Genomic DNA, 15,463 nt, shown 5'->3' on the forward strand with positions numbered 1-15,463 from the left:
CTTGGTTCCGACAGGGCGCCGCCTGCTGGTTCTTTCCGCTTCGAGCGATTGCCCTGGCACACCCAATTTAGCGATGACAATGGCGCCTGCTCGGCGCCCCGGACTCAAGCAGATGTCACGACAACAAGGTTTCACCCTGATCGAACTGATGATTGTGGTAGCGGTGATCGGCATCCTCGCCGCCATCGCCTATCCCAACTACACCGAGTACGTCGCCCGCGGCAAGCGCGCCGAGGCCAAGGCCGCGCTGATGGACGGCGCACAGAGTCTGGAGCGCCACTTCGCCGCTCAGGGCACTTACCTGGGCGCGGATGGCAACCTGGCGGCGGTGTTCCCGCAGGTGGCCGGTACCAGCTATACCCTGGCGGCCAGCGGCAACGCCACGGCCACCAGTTTCCTCCTGCAGGCCACTCGCACCGGCAGCATGGCCAGCGATCCCTGTGGCAACTTTCGTGTCAGCCACACCGGCGCTCGTACGCTGAGCAATGCCAGCCGTAGCGCCGCCGAGTGCTGGTAGCCGACGCGCTGCTGGCGTATAACGGGCCGCCTCGTCTTGCACGAGGCGGCCCGTTTTCGTTAGCCAAGATCCAAGCCTAGCGTCGCACAGCTGGCGAACTCGCCCGGTTCCTGTGCCGGTCGCCCGGATCACGGCGTATTCGTCCGAGGAAAAGTCATGCGCGTGTTGATCGTAGGGGGAGGGGCCATCGGCCTGTTGAGTGCCAGCCTGCTGGCGCAGGGCGGCGCCGAAGTGTGCCTGCTCGATCGCGGGCCCTTGGGCGGCGAATCCTCCTGGGCCGGCGGCGGCATCGTTTCGCCGCTCTATCCCTGGCGCTACGGCGCGGCAGTGACGGCGCTGGCGCATTGGTCGCAGGATTTCTATCCGGAGCTCGGCGAGCAGTTGCTGGCGGCGACCGGGATCGATCCCGAGGTGCACGTCACCGGCCTGTACTGGCTGGATCTGGACGACGAGGCCGCGGCGCTGGCCTGGGCGGCGCGCGAGGGGCGGGTGTTGCGGGCGGTGGAGATTGACGAGGTGCATGCCCGGGTGCCGGCGTTGGGAGCGGGCTTCGCGCACGCCATCCATATGCCGGGGGTGGCCAATGTGCGTAACCCGCGGCTGGTTAAGGCGCTGCGCGCGGCGCTGCTGGCGATGCCGAACGTGGAGTTGCGTGAGCAGTGTGCGGTCAGCGGCTTCATTCAGGAGGGTGGACGGATCTGTGGCGTCACCACGGCCGACGGCGAGATTCGCGCGGAGCGTGTGGTGCTGGCCGCCGGGGCCTGGAGTGGCGAGTTGCTCAAGAGCCTGGGGATCGATCTGCCGGTGCAGCCGGTCAAGGGCCAGATGATTCTCTATAAGTGCGCCGCGGACTTTCTGCCGAGCATGGTGCTGGCCGGCGGGCGCTATGCGATCCCGCGGCGCGACGGGCATATCCTGGTGGGCAGCACCCTGGAGCATGCCGGCTTCGACAAGACGCCGACCGAGGTGGCCCTGGCCAGTCTGAAGGATTCGGCGGAGACGCTGTTGCCGGCCTTGAAGGAGGCCGAGGTGGTCGGCCATTGGGCCGGTCTGCGGCCGGGTTCGCCGGAGGGTATTCCCTTTATCGGCGAGGTGCCTTCGTATCCCGGGCTGTGGCTCAATTGCGGGCATTACCGCAACGGCTTGGTGCTGGCGCCGGCGTCCTGCCGCTTGCTGGCCGATCTGCTGCTGGGGCGCGAGCCGATCATCGATCCGGCGCCCTATGCGCCGGCGGGGCGGCTGGGCTAGCTTGGCCAGCGGCATGCGGTATCGATCCAGCGCTTGGGTGGATGTAAACAGCGACATCCACCCTGCGGAACGCTGTGTGTCCTAGTCGATCCCCAGTTTCTTCAGGCGGTAGCGCATCGAGCGGAACGTCAGGCCCAGGCGTTGGGCGGCGGCGGTGCGGTTCCAGCGGGTTTCTTCCAGGGCCTGCATGATCAGCTTGCGCTCGATACCTTCGAGGTAGTCCTCCAGGTTGTCGATCTGCGCCAGGCTGGTTTCGCCGGCCTCGCCGCTCGGGCCTGCGGCGTCGGCCAGGCGCAGGTCGGCGGCGCTGATCTGGTCGTCCTCGCACAGGGTGTAGGCGCGTTCGAGCATGTTCTCCAGTTCGCGCACGTTGCCCGGGAAGCGGTAGTTCTTCAGTTTTTCCAGCGCCTCGGGTTGCAGCTTGGCGGCGGCCAGGCCGCTGCCGTCGGCCAGGCGCGCGAGCATCACCGTGGCCAGCTGGGCGATGTCCTCGCGGCGCTCGCGCAGTGGTGGCACGCGCAGTTCGATGACGTTGAGGCGGTAGTAGAGGTCCTGGCGGAAGCGCCCGGCGGCCACTTCGGCGGCCAGGTCCTTGTGCGTGGCGCAGAGGATGCGCACGTCCACCACCACTTCCTGCTGGCCGCCGACGGCGCGCACGGCCTTCTCCTGGATCGCGCGCAGCAGCTTGACCTGCATCGGCAGCGGCAGGTCGGCCACTTCGTCGAGGAACAGGGTGCCGCCGTTGGCGGCCTGGAACAGGCCCTGCTTGTCCTCGATGGCGCCGGTGAAGCTGCCTTTCTTGTGGCCGAAGAACTCGCTCTCCATCAGCTCCGAGGGGATGGCGCCGCAGTTGACCGGGACGAACGGCTGCTCGGCGCGCGGGCCCTGTTCGTGAATCAGCCGCGCCACCAGTTCCTTGCCGCTGCCCGACTCGCCGCTGATATAGACCGGCGCCTGACTGCGGGCGAGTTTCTGGATCTGCTTGCGCAGCGCCTTCATTGGCGGCGAGTCGCCGAGCAGGCGGTTGTCCACCGGCGCGTCCTCGCCCTCGGGAGAGCGAATGCGCAGGGCGGTGGCGACCAGTTCGCGCAGCCGGCCGAGGTCCACCGGCTTGGTGACGAAGTCGAAGGCGCCGGCCTTGAGCGCGTTGATCGCGGTATCCAGGCTGCCGTAGGCGGTGATCATCGCCACCGGCACCTGTGGGTGGCGCTGCTGGATGTACTGCACCAGGTCGAGGCCGGTGCCGTCGGGCAGGCGCATGTCGGTCAGGCACAGGTCGAAGGGTTCGCGTGCCAGCCACTCGCGCGCTTCCTTGACGTTGCGCGCGCTGCGCGTGTCCAGCTTCATCCGGCCGAGGGTGATTTCCAGCAGTTCGCGGATGTCCGGTTCGTCGTCGACGATCAAGGCTCTCTGGCGGGTCATGGTCAGCTCAGTTTGCGCGGGTGGGCGAAGGTGATGCGAAAGCAGCTGCCGCCACCTTCGCGGGGTTTGTAGTCGAGGCGTGCCTGGTTGCCCTGGCACAGCTCGCGGGAAATATACAGGCCCAGGCCCGTGCCCTTGTTCTCGGTGGTGTAGAAGGGCTCGAAGATGTGCTGCTCCTGCTCGGGTGGCACGCCGGGGCCGTCGTCGAGGATTTCCAGCACCGGCAGGTCGCTGGCCTCGTCGCGGAACAGGCGCAGCCAGACCTGGCCGATCCGGTGCTGCTTGGCGCTGTAGCGCAGGCCATTCTGCACCAGGTTGGTCAGCACCTGGGTCAGCTGGTGCGGGTCCATGCGCGTCTGCAGGCTGCCACCCTGGGTCTCCAGGTGGATCTGCCGGTCCGCCGGCGCCGAGCTGCGGAACTCGCTGGCGAAGCGGTGCAACCAGTATTTCAGGTCGAGCAATTGCGGCTCGGCCTGGCGCCGGCGCGACAGCTGCAGGACGTTCTCGATCACCAGGTTCATGCGCTTGGAGTGATCCTGGATGATCTGCGCCAGGCGCTGGTCCGGGCCCTGCAGCTCTTCCGACTCCTGCAGCAGCTGCGCGGCGTGGCTGATGGCACCGAGCGGGTTGCGGATCTCGTGGGCGATGCCGGCGGTCAGTCTTCCCAGGGAGGCCAGCTTGAGTTGCTGGGCCTGCTGGGCGATCTGCGAGATGTCGTCGAGAAACACCAGGGTGTGCTGCTGCTCGCCGCGCTGCAGGGAAATGAAACTGGGTTGCAGCACCGCGCCGCCGGGCTGGGCCTGCAGGTTGTCCGGGCGCAGGGTGGGGTTGTGCTGCCACTGCTGCAGGCGCTTGACCAGCTCGGGGCAGTGCGGGTCGATGATCTTGCCGGTCAGTTCGCCGCGCCCCAGCAGCTGGGTGGCGCCCTGGTTGGCCAGCAGCACGCGGTGCTGGCCATCCAGCACCAGGATGCCGGTGCGCATGCGCTGGAGGATCTGCGCGTTGAGTTCTTCCAGGTTGGCCACGTCGGCGGCGCGTTGCTCGGCCAGGCTCTCGCTCAGGCGCAGGCGGCGGGTGATGCCCTGGACGAACAGCGCGCCGGCGAAGCACAGCGCGCCGAGGGCGCCGGCCTGTACGTACTGCGCGGCGGCGGCCGGGCGGCTGAGGCTGAGGTAGAAGGTCAGGTAGATCAGCGCCATTGCGGCGACGGCGGCTATCAGCAGGCCGATGCGTCCGCGCAGCAGGATATTGGCGATGGCCACCGCCACCACCAGCAGGTTGCCGATGCCGCTGGGCGTGCCGCCGGCGGCGTAGAACAGGCCGGAGAGGAAGATCACGTCGACCAGCGCCAGGCTGAACAGCTGCATCAGGTGCCTGGGCTTCTGCACCAGCACGGCGATGAAGATATTCATCACCAGGTAGATCCAGCTGCCGGTGCGAAACAGCTCGATATGCACCACGTCCAGCAGTTGCTCGTCGAGGTTGCTGGAGATCAGCAGGATCAGCGCCAGGCCGATGCTCAGGCGATAGAAGTGGTAGAGCCTGAGGATGCGCCGCCCCTGCGTGCTGTCGAGGACGCTGGCGTCAGCGATCACCGGCGTGCGGGCCTTGTTCGAGGTGGGCCTGGCTGCAGTACCAGCGCTGATCCTGGCTCAGTGCCTGGCTTTGCGGCACGTGCACGCCGCAGTGGGCGCAGCGCACCATGGGCGCGGCGGCGTCCTCGCGCGGACGCGGGCGTTTCGGTTTGCTGACGAAGCGGCGCCAGATCCAGATCGCGGCGAAGATCACGGCGATCCAGAACAGCAGGCGGAACAGGCCCATGGTGTGCTCTTTAGTCGGTTAAAGCCGGCAGTTTAGCCAAGCCGCGGCCATCGGCACAGGGGCCGGGTGGCAGGCTGTGCGCTGATTCCGGGCAATAAAAAAGGGAGGCCGTGGCCTCCCTTCTATGCGGGCGTGGCGATCAGTCGAACAGGCCGAAGGTCAGGTAGCTCCAGATCGAACGCTTCTTTTCGGTCTCGCCGGTCTCGGCGTCCTGCTGCAGCTCGGCCGGAATCTGCTGCTCGGCATCTTCGTACTGACGGATCACGTCCTGGCTGGCGCGGGTTTCGCCTGGCGGCAGCGGGGTGTCGGTCTCGATCAGGCCGAGGGTGGCCTTGGCCAGCCAGGAGCGGTTGTCCGCCTCTTCCTCGCGTGGCACGAACTGGCCGTCGACCAGGCTGGGGTGGTCGGGGTAGTTGAGCTTGAGGGTTTCCAGGCTGGTGGCGGCCAGGTCGTCGAGGGACAGGCGCTGGTAGGCCTCGGTCATGATCGCCAGGCCGTCGCCGACCGCCGGGGTTTCCTGGAAGTTTTCCACCACGTAGCGGCCGCGGTTGGCGGCGGCGACATAGGCCTGGCGCTTGAGGTAGTAGTGGGCGACGTGCACTTCGTAGGCGGCCAGCAGGTTGCGCAAGTAGATCATGCGCTGCTTGGCGTCCGGCGCGTAGCGGCTGGTGGGGTAGCGGCTGGTGAGCTGGGCGAACTCGTTGTAGGAGTCGCGCGCCGCGCCGGGGTCGCGCTTGGTCATGTCCAGCGGCAGGAAGCGCGCCAGCAGGCCGCGGTCCTGGTCGAAGGAAGCCAGGCCCTTGAGGTAGTAGGCGTAGTCGACGTTGGCGTGCTGCGGGTGCAGGCGGATGAAACGCTCGGCGGCGGACTTGGCGGCCTCCGGCTCGACGTTCTTGTAGTAGGCGTAGATCAGCTCCAGCTGCGCCTGCTCGGCGTAGCGGCCGAACGGGTAGCGCGACTCCAGGGCCTTGAGCTTGCTGATGGCGCTGGTGTAGCTGCGGTTGTCCAGGTCGGCCTGGGCCTGCTGGTACAGCTCCACCTCGCTCAGGTTTTCGTCGACCTCCGGCTGCTTCGAGGAACAGGCGGCGGTGAGGGCGAGGATGGCGATCAGCAGCAGGTGTCTCACTTGCATGGCGGCTTGCGTCCCTGTGACGGCCGCGCGGCCGTCCTGTTATGATGAGCGCCCCCTGGGTTCCCCTGGGGCAAAGACGCCGTATTTAACCACAAGCCCGTCGCCGAAACCAAAGGCCGGGCTCCCGCCGTTGCCGAAGATGACTTCTATCAATAAACAGCTGATCCAACTCCAGGCCACCGTGCCCTTCGAACAGGGCGGGCAGCGCCTCGACCAGGTGGCGGCGCAGCTGTTCGGCGAGTTCTCCCGCTCGCGCCTGTCCGCCTGGATCAAGGACGGCCGGCTGACCGTCGACGGCGCCGTGGCGCGCCCGCGTGACATCGTCCATGCCGGCGCGCAGCTGGTGCTGGACGCCGAGCAGGAAGCCCAGGGCGAGTGGCTGGCGCAGGACATCGAACTGAACATCGTCTACGAGGACGAGCACCTGCTGGTGATCGACAAGCCGGCCGGCCTGGTCGTCCACCCCGCGGCCGGACACGCCGACGGCACCCTGCTCAACGCCCTGCTGCACCACGTGCCGGACATCGTCAACGTGCCGCGCGCCGGCATCGTCCACCGCCTGGACAAGGACACCACCGGCCTGATGGTGGTGGCCAAGACCCTGCAGGCGCAGACCATCCTGGTCGAGCAGTTGCAGAAGCGCACGGTCAGCCGCATCTACGAATGCATCTGCATCGGCGTGATCACCGCCGGCGGCACCATCGACGCGCCCATTGGCCGCAGCTCGGCGCAGCGCCAGCGCATGGCGGTTACCGACGGTGGCAAGCCGGCGGTCAGCCACTACCGGGTGCTGGAACGCTACCGCTCGCACACCCACGTGCGGGTCAAGCTGGAAACCGGGCGCACCCACCAGATTCGCGTGCACATGAGCCACGTCGGCTACCCGCTGGTGGGGGACCCGGTGTATGCCGGGCGCTTCCGCATTCCGCCGGCGGCCAGCCCGAGCCTGGTGCAGAGCCTCAAGGAATTCCCGCGCCAGGCGCTGCACGCGCGCTTCCTCGAGCTGGACCACCCGGCCACCGGCCAGCGCATGAAGTGGGAGTCGCCGCTGCCGGACGACCTGGTCTGGCTGCTCACCCTGCTGCGCCAGGACCGCGAGGCATTCGTCGGGTGAACGCCTGGGCACATGACTGGTTGACCCCGGACTGGCCCGCGCCGGCCAGGGTGCGCGCCTGCGTCACCACCCGCCGCGGCGGGGTCAGCGCGGCGCCGTTCGACAGCCTCAACCTCGGCGAGCACGTCGACGACGACCCCGCCGCCGTGGCCAAGAACCGTCAGCGCCTGCTCAGCCAGCTGGGTTGCCAGCCGGCCTGGCTGCGCCAGGTGCATGGTATCCAGGTGGTCGCCGCCGACCCGGCGCGGGTCGCCGAGGCCGATGCCAGCTGGACCGCCACCCCCGGCATCGCCTGCACCGCGATGACCGCCGACTGCCTGCCGGCGCTGTTCTGCGACCGCGCCGGCACTCGGGTGGCCGCCGCCCATGCCGGCTGGCGCGGGCTGGCCGGCGGCGTGCTGGAGGCCACCGTGCAGGCGCTCGACGTGGCGCCCGAGGACCTGCTGGTCTGGCTTGGCCCGGCCATCGGCCCGGCGGCCTTCGAAGTCGGCGCCGAGGTGCGCGAGGCCTTCGTCCGCCAGCACGGCGAAGCGGCAAGCGCCTTCGTGCCTGGCGCCAATGCCGGCAAGTACATGGCCGATATCTACCAGCTGGCTCGCATCCGCCTGGCCGCCGTCGGCGTCACTGCGGTCAGCGGCGGCGGCCTGTGCACCTACAGCGACCCGCGTTTCTATTCCTACCGGCGCAGCCCACGCACCGGGCGTTTCGCCTCGCTGATCTGGCTGCAACCCTGAGTCGGGATACCCTGGCCGCGTAGGGTGGATCGCGCTTTATCGATCCACCGCTCTGGTGGATATAAAAAGCGATATCCACCCTACGGCCATCCCGCCATCTCCGCTAATCGGCGCTTTTGTAGCTCTTAATCACCATCATCAATAGTGCTGTGCCGAGCGAGACGACCGGTCATATGCTCGGCGCCATGAACAGCATTCGACTCGACAAGCGCGACCTGATCCTGAGCAAGGGCTCGGCGGTGATGACCCGTCGCGGCTACCACGGCACCGGGGTACAGGAGATCGTCCAGGCCGCCGGGATTCCCAAGGGCAGCTTCTATCACTACTTCGCCAGCAAGGAAGACTTCGCCCTGCAGGCGCTGGCCTTTATCTACCGCCCGCGGCTGGAGCGTTATGCCCAGGCGCTGGGCAACCCGGCGCTGAGCCCGCGGGCGCGCATCCTCGGCTACTACCGCAACCTGCTGGCGCACTTCGCCCGCCAGGACTCGCCGCAGTACCACTGCTTCATCGGCAGCCTGAGTTTCGAGATGAGCGAGATGCTGCCGGCCATCGGCGCCGAGGTGGAGGCCATCCAGCAGGCCTCGGTGGAAATCCTCCGTCAGTGCCTGGAGCAGGCGCGCGCCAGCGGCGAGCTGAGTGCCGACGAGGACTGCGGCAACCTCGCCGTGTTTATCGCCAACGCCTGGCAGGGCGTGCTGGCGCGGCTCAAGGTGGGCCGCAGCCTGCAGCCGCTGGAAGCTTTCGTGTTGCGCCTGGAGCGTCTGCTGCAGGCCTGATTTTTCTTGACCCTTGAAACGAGACGACCGGTCGGTTGGCCGGCCCCAGGAGACCCCATGAGCGCCCCCGTACAAGCCCTGTTCGCCCCCTTCCGCCTCGGCAACCTGGAGCTGCCGACCCGCGTGGTGATGGCGCCGATGACCCGTTCCTTCTCCCCCGGCGGCGTGCCCAACGCCCAGGTGGTGGAGTACTACCGCCGCCGCGCCGCCGCCGGCGTCGGCCTGATCATCACCGAGGGCACCACGGTCGGCCACCAGGCCGCCAACGGCTACCCCAACGTGCCGCGTTTCCATGGCGAGGACGCCCTGGCCGGCTGGAAGCAGGTGGTCGAGGCGGTGCATGCAGAGGGCGGCAAGATAGTTCCGCAGCTGTGGCACGTGGGCAACGTGCGACGCCTGGGTACCGAGCCGGACGCCGGCGTGCCGGGCTACGGGCCGATGGAGAAGCTCAAGGACGGCAATGTCGTGGTACACGGCATGACCAAACAGGATATCGACGAGGTGATCGCCGCCTTCGCCCAGGCCGCGCGCGATGCCAAGGCCATCGGCATGGACGGCGTGGAGATCCACGGCGCCCACGGCTACCTGATCGACCAGTTCTTCTGGGAAGGCAGCAACCAGCGCACGGACGCCTACGGTGGCGACCTGGCCGGCCGCTCGCGCTTCGCCATCGAGCTGATCCAGGCGGTGCGCGCCGCGGTCGGCCCGGACTTTCCGATCATCCTGCGCTTCTCGCAGTGGAAGCAGCAGGACTACAGCGCGCGCCTGGTGCAGAGCCCCGAGGAGCTGGAAGCCTTTCTCAAGCCGCTGTCCGAGGCCGGCGTGGATATCTTCCACTGCTCGACCCGGCGCTTCTGGGAGCCGGAGTTCGCCGGCAGCGACCTCAACCTGGCCGGCTGGACCCGTCAGCTCACCGGCAAGCCGACCATCACCGTCGGCAGCGTCGGCCTGGACGGCGAGTTCCTGCAGTTCATGGTCAAGACCGACAAGGTCGCCGAGCCGGCCAGCATCGACAACCTGCTCGAGCGGTTGCACAAGCAGGAGTTCGACCTGGTGGCGGTGGGCCGCGCGCTGCTGGTCGACCCGGACTGGGCGCTGAAGGTGCGCGAAGGGCGCGAGGGCGACATCCTGCCGTTCAGCCGCGATGCGCTGATGCAGCTGGTCTAAGAACCTGCTCACGATCTCGCGAGCTAGAGTCCTATAAGGCGAAAACCGGCGAGGGCGCGGAGTTTACGAGCTGTAAATGAGCAGTCCGAGCCGGTTTTCAACGCAGTAGGGCCGACGCGCAGCAGATCGTGGGTTGGTTCTGCGACTTCCCCGGGCGCCGGTTTGCGGCGCCTCTTTTCGAGCCCCGGCACATCGGGGCTTTTTTACGCCCGCTGGCAGGGTGCGGGGTGCGCCTCGGCTGCCTAGCCCGGCTGCAATCCGGCAGGGATCAGGGCCCGGGCGCCTTGCCCCGGATTGCGGCCGCGCCAGCCCTGTCGGCGACCTTGGGCGGTGCCTGCAGGGCGCCGCGCAGGTGCTGTTCGAACAGCTGGACGATGCCGTCCCAGCCCTGTCTGCCGGCGTGCTGGCGGGCATTGAGGCGAACCCGGCGCAGGGTCTCGCCGTCTTCCAGCAGCCAGCAGGCCGCTTCGCAGAAACCGTGCTCGTCGCCGGGGCGGGCGAGTGCGCCGTTGTGCCCGTGGTGGATATGCTGGGCGGCGGCGGCCTGGTCGTAGGCCACCACGCCGAGGCCCGAGGCCAGTGCCTCGAGCACCACGTTGCCGAAGGTCTCCGACAGGCTGGGGAACAGGAACAAATCGCCCGAGGCGTAGTGCGCGGCCAGCGCCTCGCCGCGCTGCAGGCCGCAGAACACCGCGTCCGGCAGCTGCGCCTGAAGGCTGGCGCGCTGCGGGCCGTCGCCCACCAGGATCAGGCGCATGCGTCGCCGCGGCTGGCTCGCCTGCAGGGCGGTGAAGGCCTTGCCCAGCAGGCCGAGGTTCTTCTCCGCGGCCAGGCGGCCGACATGCAGCACGGCCAGCTCGTCCGGGCCCAGGCCCCAGCTGGCGCGCAGCGCCTCGCTGCGCCGGCTGGGGTGGAACAGCTGGCTGTCGACGCCGCGGGCGAGCAGGGCCAGGCGCTCGAAGTCACGCCGCTGCAGCTCGATCTGCTGCCCGGCGCTGGGCACCAGGGTCAGTTGCGAGCGGTTGTGAAACCAGCGCAGGTAGTTGGTCAGCAGGCGGGTCAGCAGACCGACGCCGTAGTGCCCGGTGTACTGCTGGAAGTTGGTATGAAAGCCGCTGACCACCGGGATGCCCAGACGCCGGGCGGCGCGCAGGGCGGACAGGCCGAGCGGGCCTTCGGTGGCGATATAGAGCACGTCCGGGCGTTGCCGTTGCCAGCGCCGCAGCAGCTTGTGCAGCGCCGACTGGCCCCACTGCAGGCCGGGGTAGCCGGGCAGCGGCCAGCCGCGGGTCAGCAGCAGGTCGGCGTCCAGCGGCTGCGCCGGGTCCGTCGCCTGGCGCGGGCGCACCAGCTGCACGCGATGGCCGCGGCCGCGCAGGCCCTCGACCAGGCGGCCGAGGGTGTTGGCCACGCCGTTGATTTCCGGCGGGTAGGTTTCGCTGATCAGGGTGATTTGTAGGGCGGTCGGGCTCATGACGGCAGTGTGGACCGCCGCCATGTAGCCCATGTGACGTCAGGGTTGCGCTTTTGTGACGGGCTCTGCGCCGCGTTCGCGCACCCAGAACAGCGTGGCGCCGGCCACCGCCGCCGGCATGACGAGGATATTGACGAAGGGAACCAGCAGTGCGGCGTAGGTGATGCCGCCGAAGCTCAGGCTCTGCCAGCGCTTCTCGCGCAGCCAGGCGAGCATGTCCTGCCAGCTCAGCTTGTTGTTGTCCGCCGGGTAGTCGATGTACTGCACCGCCATCATCCACACGCCGAACAGCAGCCACAGCGGCGCGGCCACCAGGTTGACCACCGGGATGAAGCTCAGGATCAGCAGGGCGATGGCGCGCGGCAGGAAATAGGCCAGCTTGCGCGCCTCGCGGCCGAGGGTGCGCGGCACCATGGCCGCCAGTTCGGCCCAGCTGAAGGGTGGGAAGTGATCCTCGCCGCGCACCACCACCTCGACCTTCTCGGCGAGAAAACCGTTGAACGGCGCGGCGATGATATTGGCCAGCAGGGTGAAGCTGAAGAACACCATCAGCAGCACCAGCACCACGAACAGCGGCCACAGCAGGTACTCGAGAAAGCTCAGCCAGCTCGGCAGGCTGGGCATGAAGGCATCGACCCAGCCGCCGAACTGCTGCACGGCGACGCCGATCAAGGCGACGAAGAGGATCAGGTTGACCGTCAGCGGCAGCAGCACGAACAGGCGCAGGCCGGGGCTGAGCACCAGCTTCAGGCCTTCGCGCAGGTATTGCGGGCCGGACAGAACGGGGGCAGCGGGCATGATGGGCTCCAGGGTGGTTGAGTCGCGCGACCATACCGACTTTGCCGGGGCGGCGAAAGTTCAGCGGTTCATGGCTCCGCCGTGCTGGCCTGCGGCTGGTACAGCACCACCTGGTTGCGCTTGCGCTTGGCCAGGTACATGGCGCTGTCGGCGGCCTTGATCAGCGCCTCGGCCTCGCCGGCGTGCTGCGGGCAGAGGGCGATGCCGATGCTCGGGGTGACGAAGTCGATGCGCTCGCCGAGTATGTCGAACGGCGCGCCGAGGCTGGCCAGCAGACGCTCGCCCAGGGCCTGCGCGGCCTCGGCGCTGGCGCCGGCGAGCAGCAGGGTGAATTCGTCGCCGCCCAGGCGGTACAGCTTGCCGGGCTGGCGCAGGCCGTGCTGCAGACGCGCGGCGATGGCCACCAGCAGGGCGTCGCCGGCGTCGTGGCCGAACTGGTCGTTGACCTGCTTGAAGTGGTCCAGGTCGATGAACAGCAGGGCCAGCGGGCCGGCGTTGCCGCTCAGCGCCTGGTCGAGGTCGTGCTGCAGCTGTTCGTTGAACGCCTTGCGGTTGCCCAGGCCGGTGAGCGGGTCGCGGTAGGCCAGGTCGTGCAGGTGGCGCTGGTAGGCCATGCGTTCGCTGACGTCGCGCAGGATGCCGCGGTAGCCGAGCAAGGCGCCGCCGCGCTCGCGGATGGCGCTGACCCGCGCCTCGCAGTCCAGCGTCTGGCCGTCGCCGCGGCGAAAGCGCGCGTTGAAGGTGTCGCGGCTGGCGTCGTCGCGCGCCTGCTGGAACAGCTGGCGGGCGCGCTCGACCTCGTCGCCGGCCAGCAGCTCGACGAAGGGGCGGTGCAGCAGCTGGTCGTCGCGGTAGCCGAGCAGGCGCTCCAGGGCGCGGTTGAAACGCTGCAGGCGTCCCTCGGCGTCCACCTCGAAGTAGCCGTCGTGGATCGCGTCGAGCACCACGCGGTCGCGCGCCTCGCTCTGTTCCAGGCGCTCGAGCATCTGGTTGAGGCCGGTGCTGAGCGCGCCCAGCTCGTCGCGGCCGAGGTCGCCGACCCGCGGCAGGCGGGCCTGGTCGCCGATGGCGGCGATCTCGCCATTGAGCCGGCCGAGGCGGCGCAGCACCCAGAACTCCAGGCCGATGTACACCAGCAGCGCCGCCGCCAGGGCGATCGCCAGGCTGAGGCCGAGGAAGAAGTGGATGGCCTCGCCGCCCTTGCGGAAGTTGATGCGCTCGCCGGTCAGCTGCAGGCGCAGTTCCGGCTCGCCGAGGCTGTTGGCCGATTGCAGCTCAATGCGCTGACGCTGCGCGTCGAGCAGGCTGCGCGGGCTGAGCCAGCCCTGCGGCAGCGGGGTGTCGGCGGGCAGGGCCAGGCGTTGCCAGTCGTCATCCATCTCCACGGGCGGCAGCAGGCGCAGGTCGCCGAGGGTGCGCAGCTGCAGGTTCTCCTGGCGTGCGCCGTCGAAGAAATAGCCGGCCAGCAGGCTGCCGATGGCCTCGGCGCTGCCCTGGCTGTTGCTCACCGCGCTGACCGTCAGCAGCAGCGGCACGCCCTGCACCAGCAGCAGCTGGCCGGACTGGAACTGCGCATCGCCGCCGTGCTGCAAAAGGCCCAGGCGCTGACTGCGGGCGAGGATGTCGCGGCGCAGGCTGGCGATGCTGCGCGGGCGCTCGCCGCCGACCGGGAGCATGTCGAGCAGGTCCGGCGGCGCCCATTGTTCGACCACCACCTGGCCGCGGTCGTCGAGCAGCACCATGAAGTCGAAGTCGAGGTTGGCCAGTTGCCCGGGGTCGAGGTTGCGCCGCAGGAAGCGGCTGCGGTCGCCTTCGCCGAGCAGCAGCTCGTAGCTGCCGTCCCACCAGGCATAGCTGCGCAGCAGGCTGCTGGTGCGGTGGATATGGGCGAGCAGCAGGGCATGCGCCTTGTGCGCCTCGGCCTGCAGGCGCAGGTTGTCCTGCTGGTCGAAGCGGCTCAGCAGCAGGCGCTCGGAGAGGCCGTAGACGGCCAGCAGGGTCAGCACCAGCAGGGGGGCGAACAGCGAGAACAGGCGGGTGCGCAGGGTCATGACGGCATTCGTCCCTGAAGTCGATGGGCCCAGTATAGCCAGGGCGGGCGATCCTTCCGGTCGATAGCGGGGCTCTATGTCGCGCATTGGCAATGGGTATTTCCGCTCGCGCCGAGCGCTCGCTAGCCTGGCGACCAGTTTCACACTTTGCCGGGCTCCCCCCTGTGTCAGCCTTCCCCACGTGCTCGGGAGCCCGTTCTTATCTCAGCCGGCGCAGGTGCCGGGAGGAGTCGTCGATGTCTGCCATTCGCCATGCCCGCGTCATCATCCTGGGTTCCGGGCCGGCCGGTTACAGCGCCGCGGTGTACGCGGCGCGGGCCAATCTCAAGCCGCTGCTGATCACCGGCATCCAGGCCGGCGGCCAGCTGACCACCACCACCGAAGTGGACAACTGGCCGGGCGATCCCCACGGCCTCACCGGCCCGACGCTGATGCAGCGCATGCAGGAACACGCCGAGCGCTTCGAGACCGAGATCGTCTTCGACCATATCAACGCGGTGGACCTGGTCGGGCCGCGCTTCACCCTGGTTGGCGACAGCGCCATCTACAGCTGCGATGCGCTGATCATCGCCACGGGCGCCAGCGCCCGTTACCTGGGGCTGCCCAGCGAGGCGGCGTTGATGGGCAAGGGCGTGTCGGCCTGCGCCACCTGCGACGGCTTCTTCTACCGCGGTCGCCCGGTGGCGGTGGTCGGCGGCGGCAATACCGCGGTGGAGGAGGCGCTGTACCTGGCCAATATCGCCAGCAAGGTGACCCTGATCCACCGCCGCGAGACCTTCCGCGCCGAGAAGATCCTGCAGGACAAGCTGCGCGCGCGGATCGCCGAGGGCAAGATCGAGCTGCGCCTGAATGCCGAGGTGGACGAGGTGCTGGGCGATGCCGGCGGCGTCACCGGCGTGCGCCTCAAGCACCAAGACGGTGCCAGCAGCGAGCTGGCCGTGGACGGTCTGTTCGTCGCCATCGGCCACACCCCCAACACCAGCCTGTTCGAGGGCCAGCTGGCGCTCAAGGACGGTTACCTGGTGGTCAACGGCGGGCGCGAGGGCAACGCCACCGCCACCAGCATCCCCGGCGTGTTCGCCGCCGGCGACGTGGCCGACTCGGTCTATCGCCAGGCGATCACCTCGGCCGGTGCCGGCTGCATGGCGGCGCTGGATGTCGAGCATTATCTCGACGGGCATTGAGCTCCGGTTGTGGACAAAGCCCCGG

At 68.6% G+C, this 15,463-nt stretch carries 14 protein-coding genes; 7 read left to right on the forward strand and 7 right to left on the reverse strand.

Annotation, left to right across the window (positions count from 1 at the left end):
- The first annotated feature begins 112 nt into the window (after positions 1 to 112).
- On the forward strand, positions 113 to 517 hold the full coding sequence (locus tag ACIGFL_RS03340; RefSeq protein ID WP_397496126.1) for a type IV pilin protein: 405 nt from the start codon (positions 113 to 115) through the stop codon (positions 515 to 517).
- Positions 518 to 673: 156 nt separating this feature from the next.
- Entirely contained in the window at positions 674 to 1,765 is a 1,092-nt protein-coding gene (gene thiO, locus ACIGFL_RS03345; RefSeq protein ID WP_397496127.1) for a glycine oxidase ThiO, read from the forward strand.
- Positions 1,766 to 1,846: 81 nt separating this feature from the next.
- Here thiO and ACIGFL_RS03350 read toward each other — a convergent pair whose 3' ends face one another.
- The 4 genes from ACIGFL_RS03350 to ACIGFL_RS03365 form a co-directional block, all read right to left on the reverse strand.
- A complete protein-coding gene (locus tag ACIGFL_RS03350) occupies positions 1,847 to 3,187 on the reverse strand; it encodes a sigma-54-dependent transcriptional regulator (RefSeq protein ID WP_397496128.1) in 1,341 nt (446 codons plus the stop codon).
- 2 nt (positions 3,188 to 3,189) lie between these two features.
- Positions 3,190 to 4,782, reverse strand: a complete 1,593-nt coding sequence (locus ACIGFL_RS03355; RefSeq protein ID WP_397496129.1) for a sensor histidine kinase — start codon at positions 4,780 to 4,782, stop codon at positions 3,190 to 3,192.
- Complete coding sequence (locus tag ACIGFL_RS03360; RefSeq protein ID WP_021441730.1) at positions 4,772 to 5,008, reverse strand: PP0621 family protein; 237 nt, start codon at positions 5,006 to 5,008, stop codon at positions 4,772 to 4,774. The genes ACIGFL_RS03355 and ACIGFL_RS03360 overlap by 11 nt, the downstream gene beginning before the upstream one ends.
- Positions 5,009 to 5,147: 139 nt before the next feature.
- Positions 5,148 to 6,140 (reverse strand): outer membrane protein assembly factor BamD, encoded by a 993-nt coding sequence (locus ACIGFL_RS03365; RefSeq protein ID WP_021441729.1) that lies wholly within the window; start codon positions 6,138 to 6,140, stop codon positions 5,148 to 5,150.
- A gap of 139 nt (positions 6,141 to 6,279) precedes the next feature.
- Between ACIGFL_RS03365 and rluD the strand changes: the two genes are divergently transcribed.
- From rluD to ACIGFL_RS03385, 4 genes are all read left to right on the forward strand, one after another.
- Positions 6,280 to 7,254, forward strand: a complete 975-nt coding sequence (rluD, locus tag ACIGFL_RS03370) for a 23S rRNA pseudouridine(1911/1915/1917) synthase RluD (protein WP_397485960.1) — start codon at positions 6,280 to 6,282, stop codon at positions 7,252 to 7,254.
- Positions 7,251 to 7,988, forward strand: coding sequence for a peptidoglycan editing factor PgeF (gene pgeF / locus ACIGFL_RS03375; RefSeq protein ID WP_122108265.1), 738 nt, complete (start codon positions 7,251 to 7,253; stop codon positions 7,986 to 7,988). The genes rluD and pgeF overlap by 4 nt, the downstream gene beginning before the upstream one ends.
- A 185-nt stretch (positions 7,989 to 8,173) precedes the next feature.
- Entirely contained in the window at positions 8,174 to 8,764 is a 591-nt protein-coding gene (locus tag ACIGFL_RS03380) for a TetR/AcrR family transcriptional regulator (protein ID WP_397496130.1), read from the forward strand.
- Between the two features lie 57 nt (positions 8,765 to 8,821).
- Entirely contained in the window at positions 8,822 to 9,931 is a 1,110-nt protein-coding gene (locus ACIGFL_RS03385) for an NADH:flavin oxidoreductase (RefSeq protein WP_397496131.1), read from the forward strand.
- Between the two features lie 268 nt (positions 9,932 to 10,199).
- Here the strand turns inward: ACIGFL_RS03385 and ACIGFL_RS03390 are convergent, their stop codons facing one another.
- From ACIGFL_RS03390 to ACIGFL_RS03400, 3 genes are all read right to left on the reverse strand, one after another.
- Positions 10,200 to 11,429: a glycosyltransferase family 4 protein gene (locus ACIGFL_RS03390; protein ID WP_397496132.1), complete on the reverse strand. Its 1,230-nt coding sequence runs from the start codon at positions 11,427 to 11,429 to the stop codon at positions 10,200 to 10,202.
- Positions 11,430 to 11,444: 15 nt separating this feature from the next.
- On the reverse strand, positions 11,445 to 12,203 hold the full coding sequence (cysZ, locus tag ACIGFL_RS03395) for a sulfate transporter CysZ (RefSeq protein WP_397496133.1): 759 nt from the start codon (positions 12,201 to 12,203) through the stop codon (positions 11,445 to 11,447).
- Positions 12,204 to 12,271: 68 nt separating this feature from the next.
- Complete coding sequence (locus ACIGFL_RS03400; protein ID WP_397496134.1) at positions 12,272 to 14,254, reverse strand: diguanylate cyclase domain-containing protein; 1,983 nt, start codon at positions 14,252 to 14,254, stop codon at positions 12,272 to 12,274.
- Between the two features lie 236 nt (positions 14,255 to 14,490).
- Between ACIGFL_RS03400 and trxB the strand changes: the two genes are divergently transcribed.
- Complete coding sequence (gene trxB, locus ACIGFL_RS03405) at positions 14,491 to 15,438, forward strand: thioredoxin-disulfide reductase (RefSeq protein ID WP_397496135.1); 948 nt, start codon at positions 14,491 to 14,493, stop codon at positions 15,436 to 15,438.
- The last annotated feature ends 25 nt before the right edge of the window (positions 15,439 to 15,463 follow it).

This window comes from Pseudomonas sp. NPDC077649 (assembly GCF_044542855.1).
Taxonomy (GTDB): domain Bacteria; phylum Pseudomonadota; class Gammaproteobacteria; order Pseudomonadales; family Pseudomonadaceae; genus Aquipseudomonas.

Coding starts and splice junctions, on each gene's coding strand:
- ACIGFL_RS03340 (WP_397496126.1), top strand. CDS start 113: ATGTCACGACAACAAGGTTTCACCCTGATCGAACTGATGATTGTGGTA.
- thiO (WP_397496127.1), top strand. CDS start 674: ATGCGCGTGTTGATCGTAGGGGGAGGGGCCATCGGCCTGTTGAGTGCC.
- ACIGFL_RS03350 (WP_397496128.1), bottom strand. CDS start 3,187: ATGACCCGCCAGAGAGCCTTGATCGTCGACGACGAACCGGACATCCGC.
- ACIGFL_RS03360 (WP_021441730.1), bottom strand. CDS start 5,008: ATGGGCCTGTTCCGCCTGCTGTTCTGGATCGCCGTGATCTTCGCCGCG.
- ACIGFL_RS03365 (WP_021441729.1), bottom strand. CDS start 6,140: ATGCAAGTGAGACACCTGCTGCTGATCGCCATCCTCGCCCTCACCGCC.
- rluD (WP_397485960.1), top strand. CDS start 6,280: ATGACTTCTATCAATAAACAGCTGATCCAACTCCAGGCCACCGTGCCC.
- ACIGFL_RS03380 (WP_397496130.1), top strand. CDS start 8,174: ATGAACAGCATTCGACTCGACAAGCGCGACCTGATCCTGAGCAAGGGC.
- ACIGFL_RS03385 (WP_397496131.1), top strand. CDS start 8,822: ATGAGCGCCCCCGTACAAGCCCTGTTCGCCCCCTTCCGCCTCGGCAAC.
- ACIGFL_RS03390 (WP_397496132.1), bottom strand. CDS start 11,429: ATGGCGGCGGTCCACACTGCCGTCATGAGCCCGACCGCCCTACAAATC.
- cysZ (WP_397496133.1), bottom strand. CDS start 12,203: ATGCCCGCTGCCCCCGTTCTGTCCGGCCCGCAATACCTGCGCGAAGGC.
- ACIGFL_RS03400 (WP_397496134.1), bottom strand. CDS start 14,254: ATGACCCTGCGCACCCGCCTGTTCTCGCTGTTCGCCCCCCTGCTGGTG.
- trxB (WP_397496135.1), top strand. CDS start 14,491: ATGTCTGCCATTCGCCATGCCCGCGTCATCATCCTGGGTTCCGGGCCG.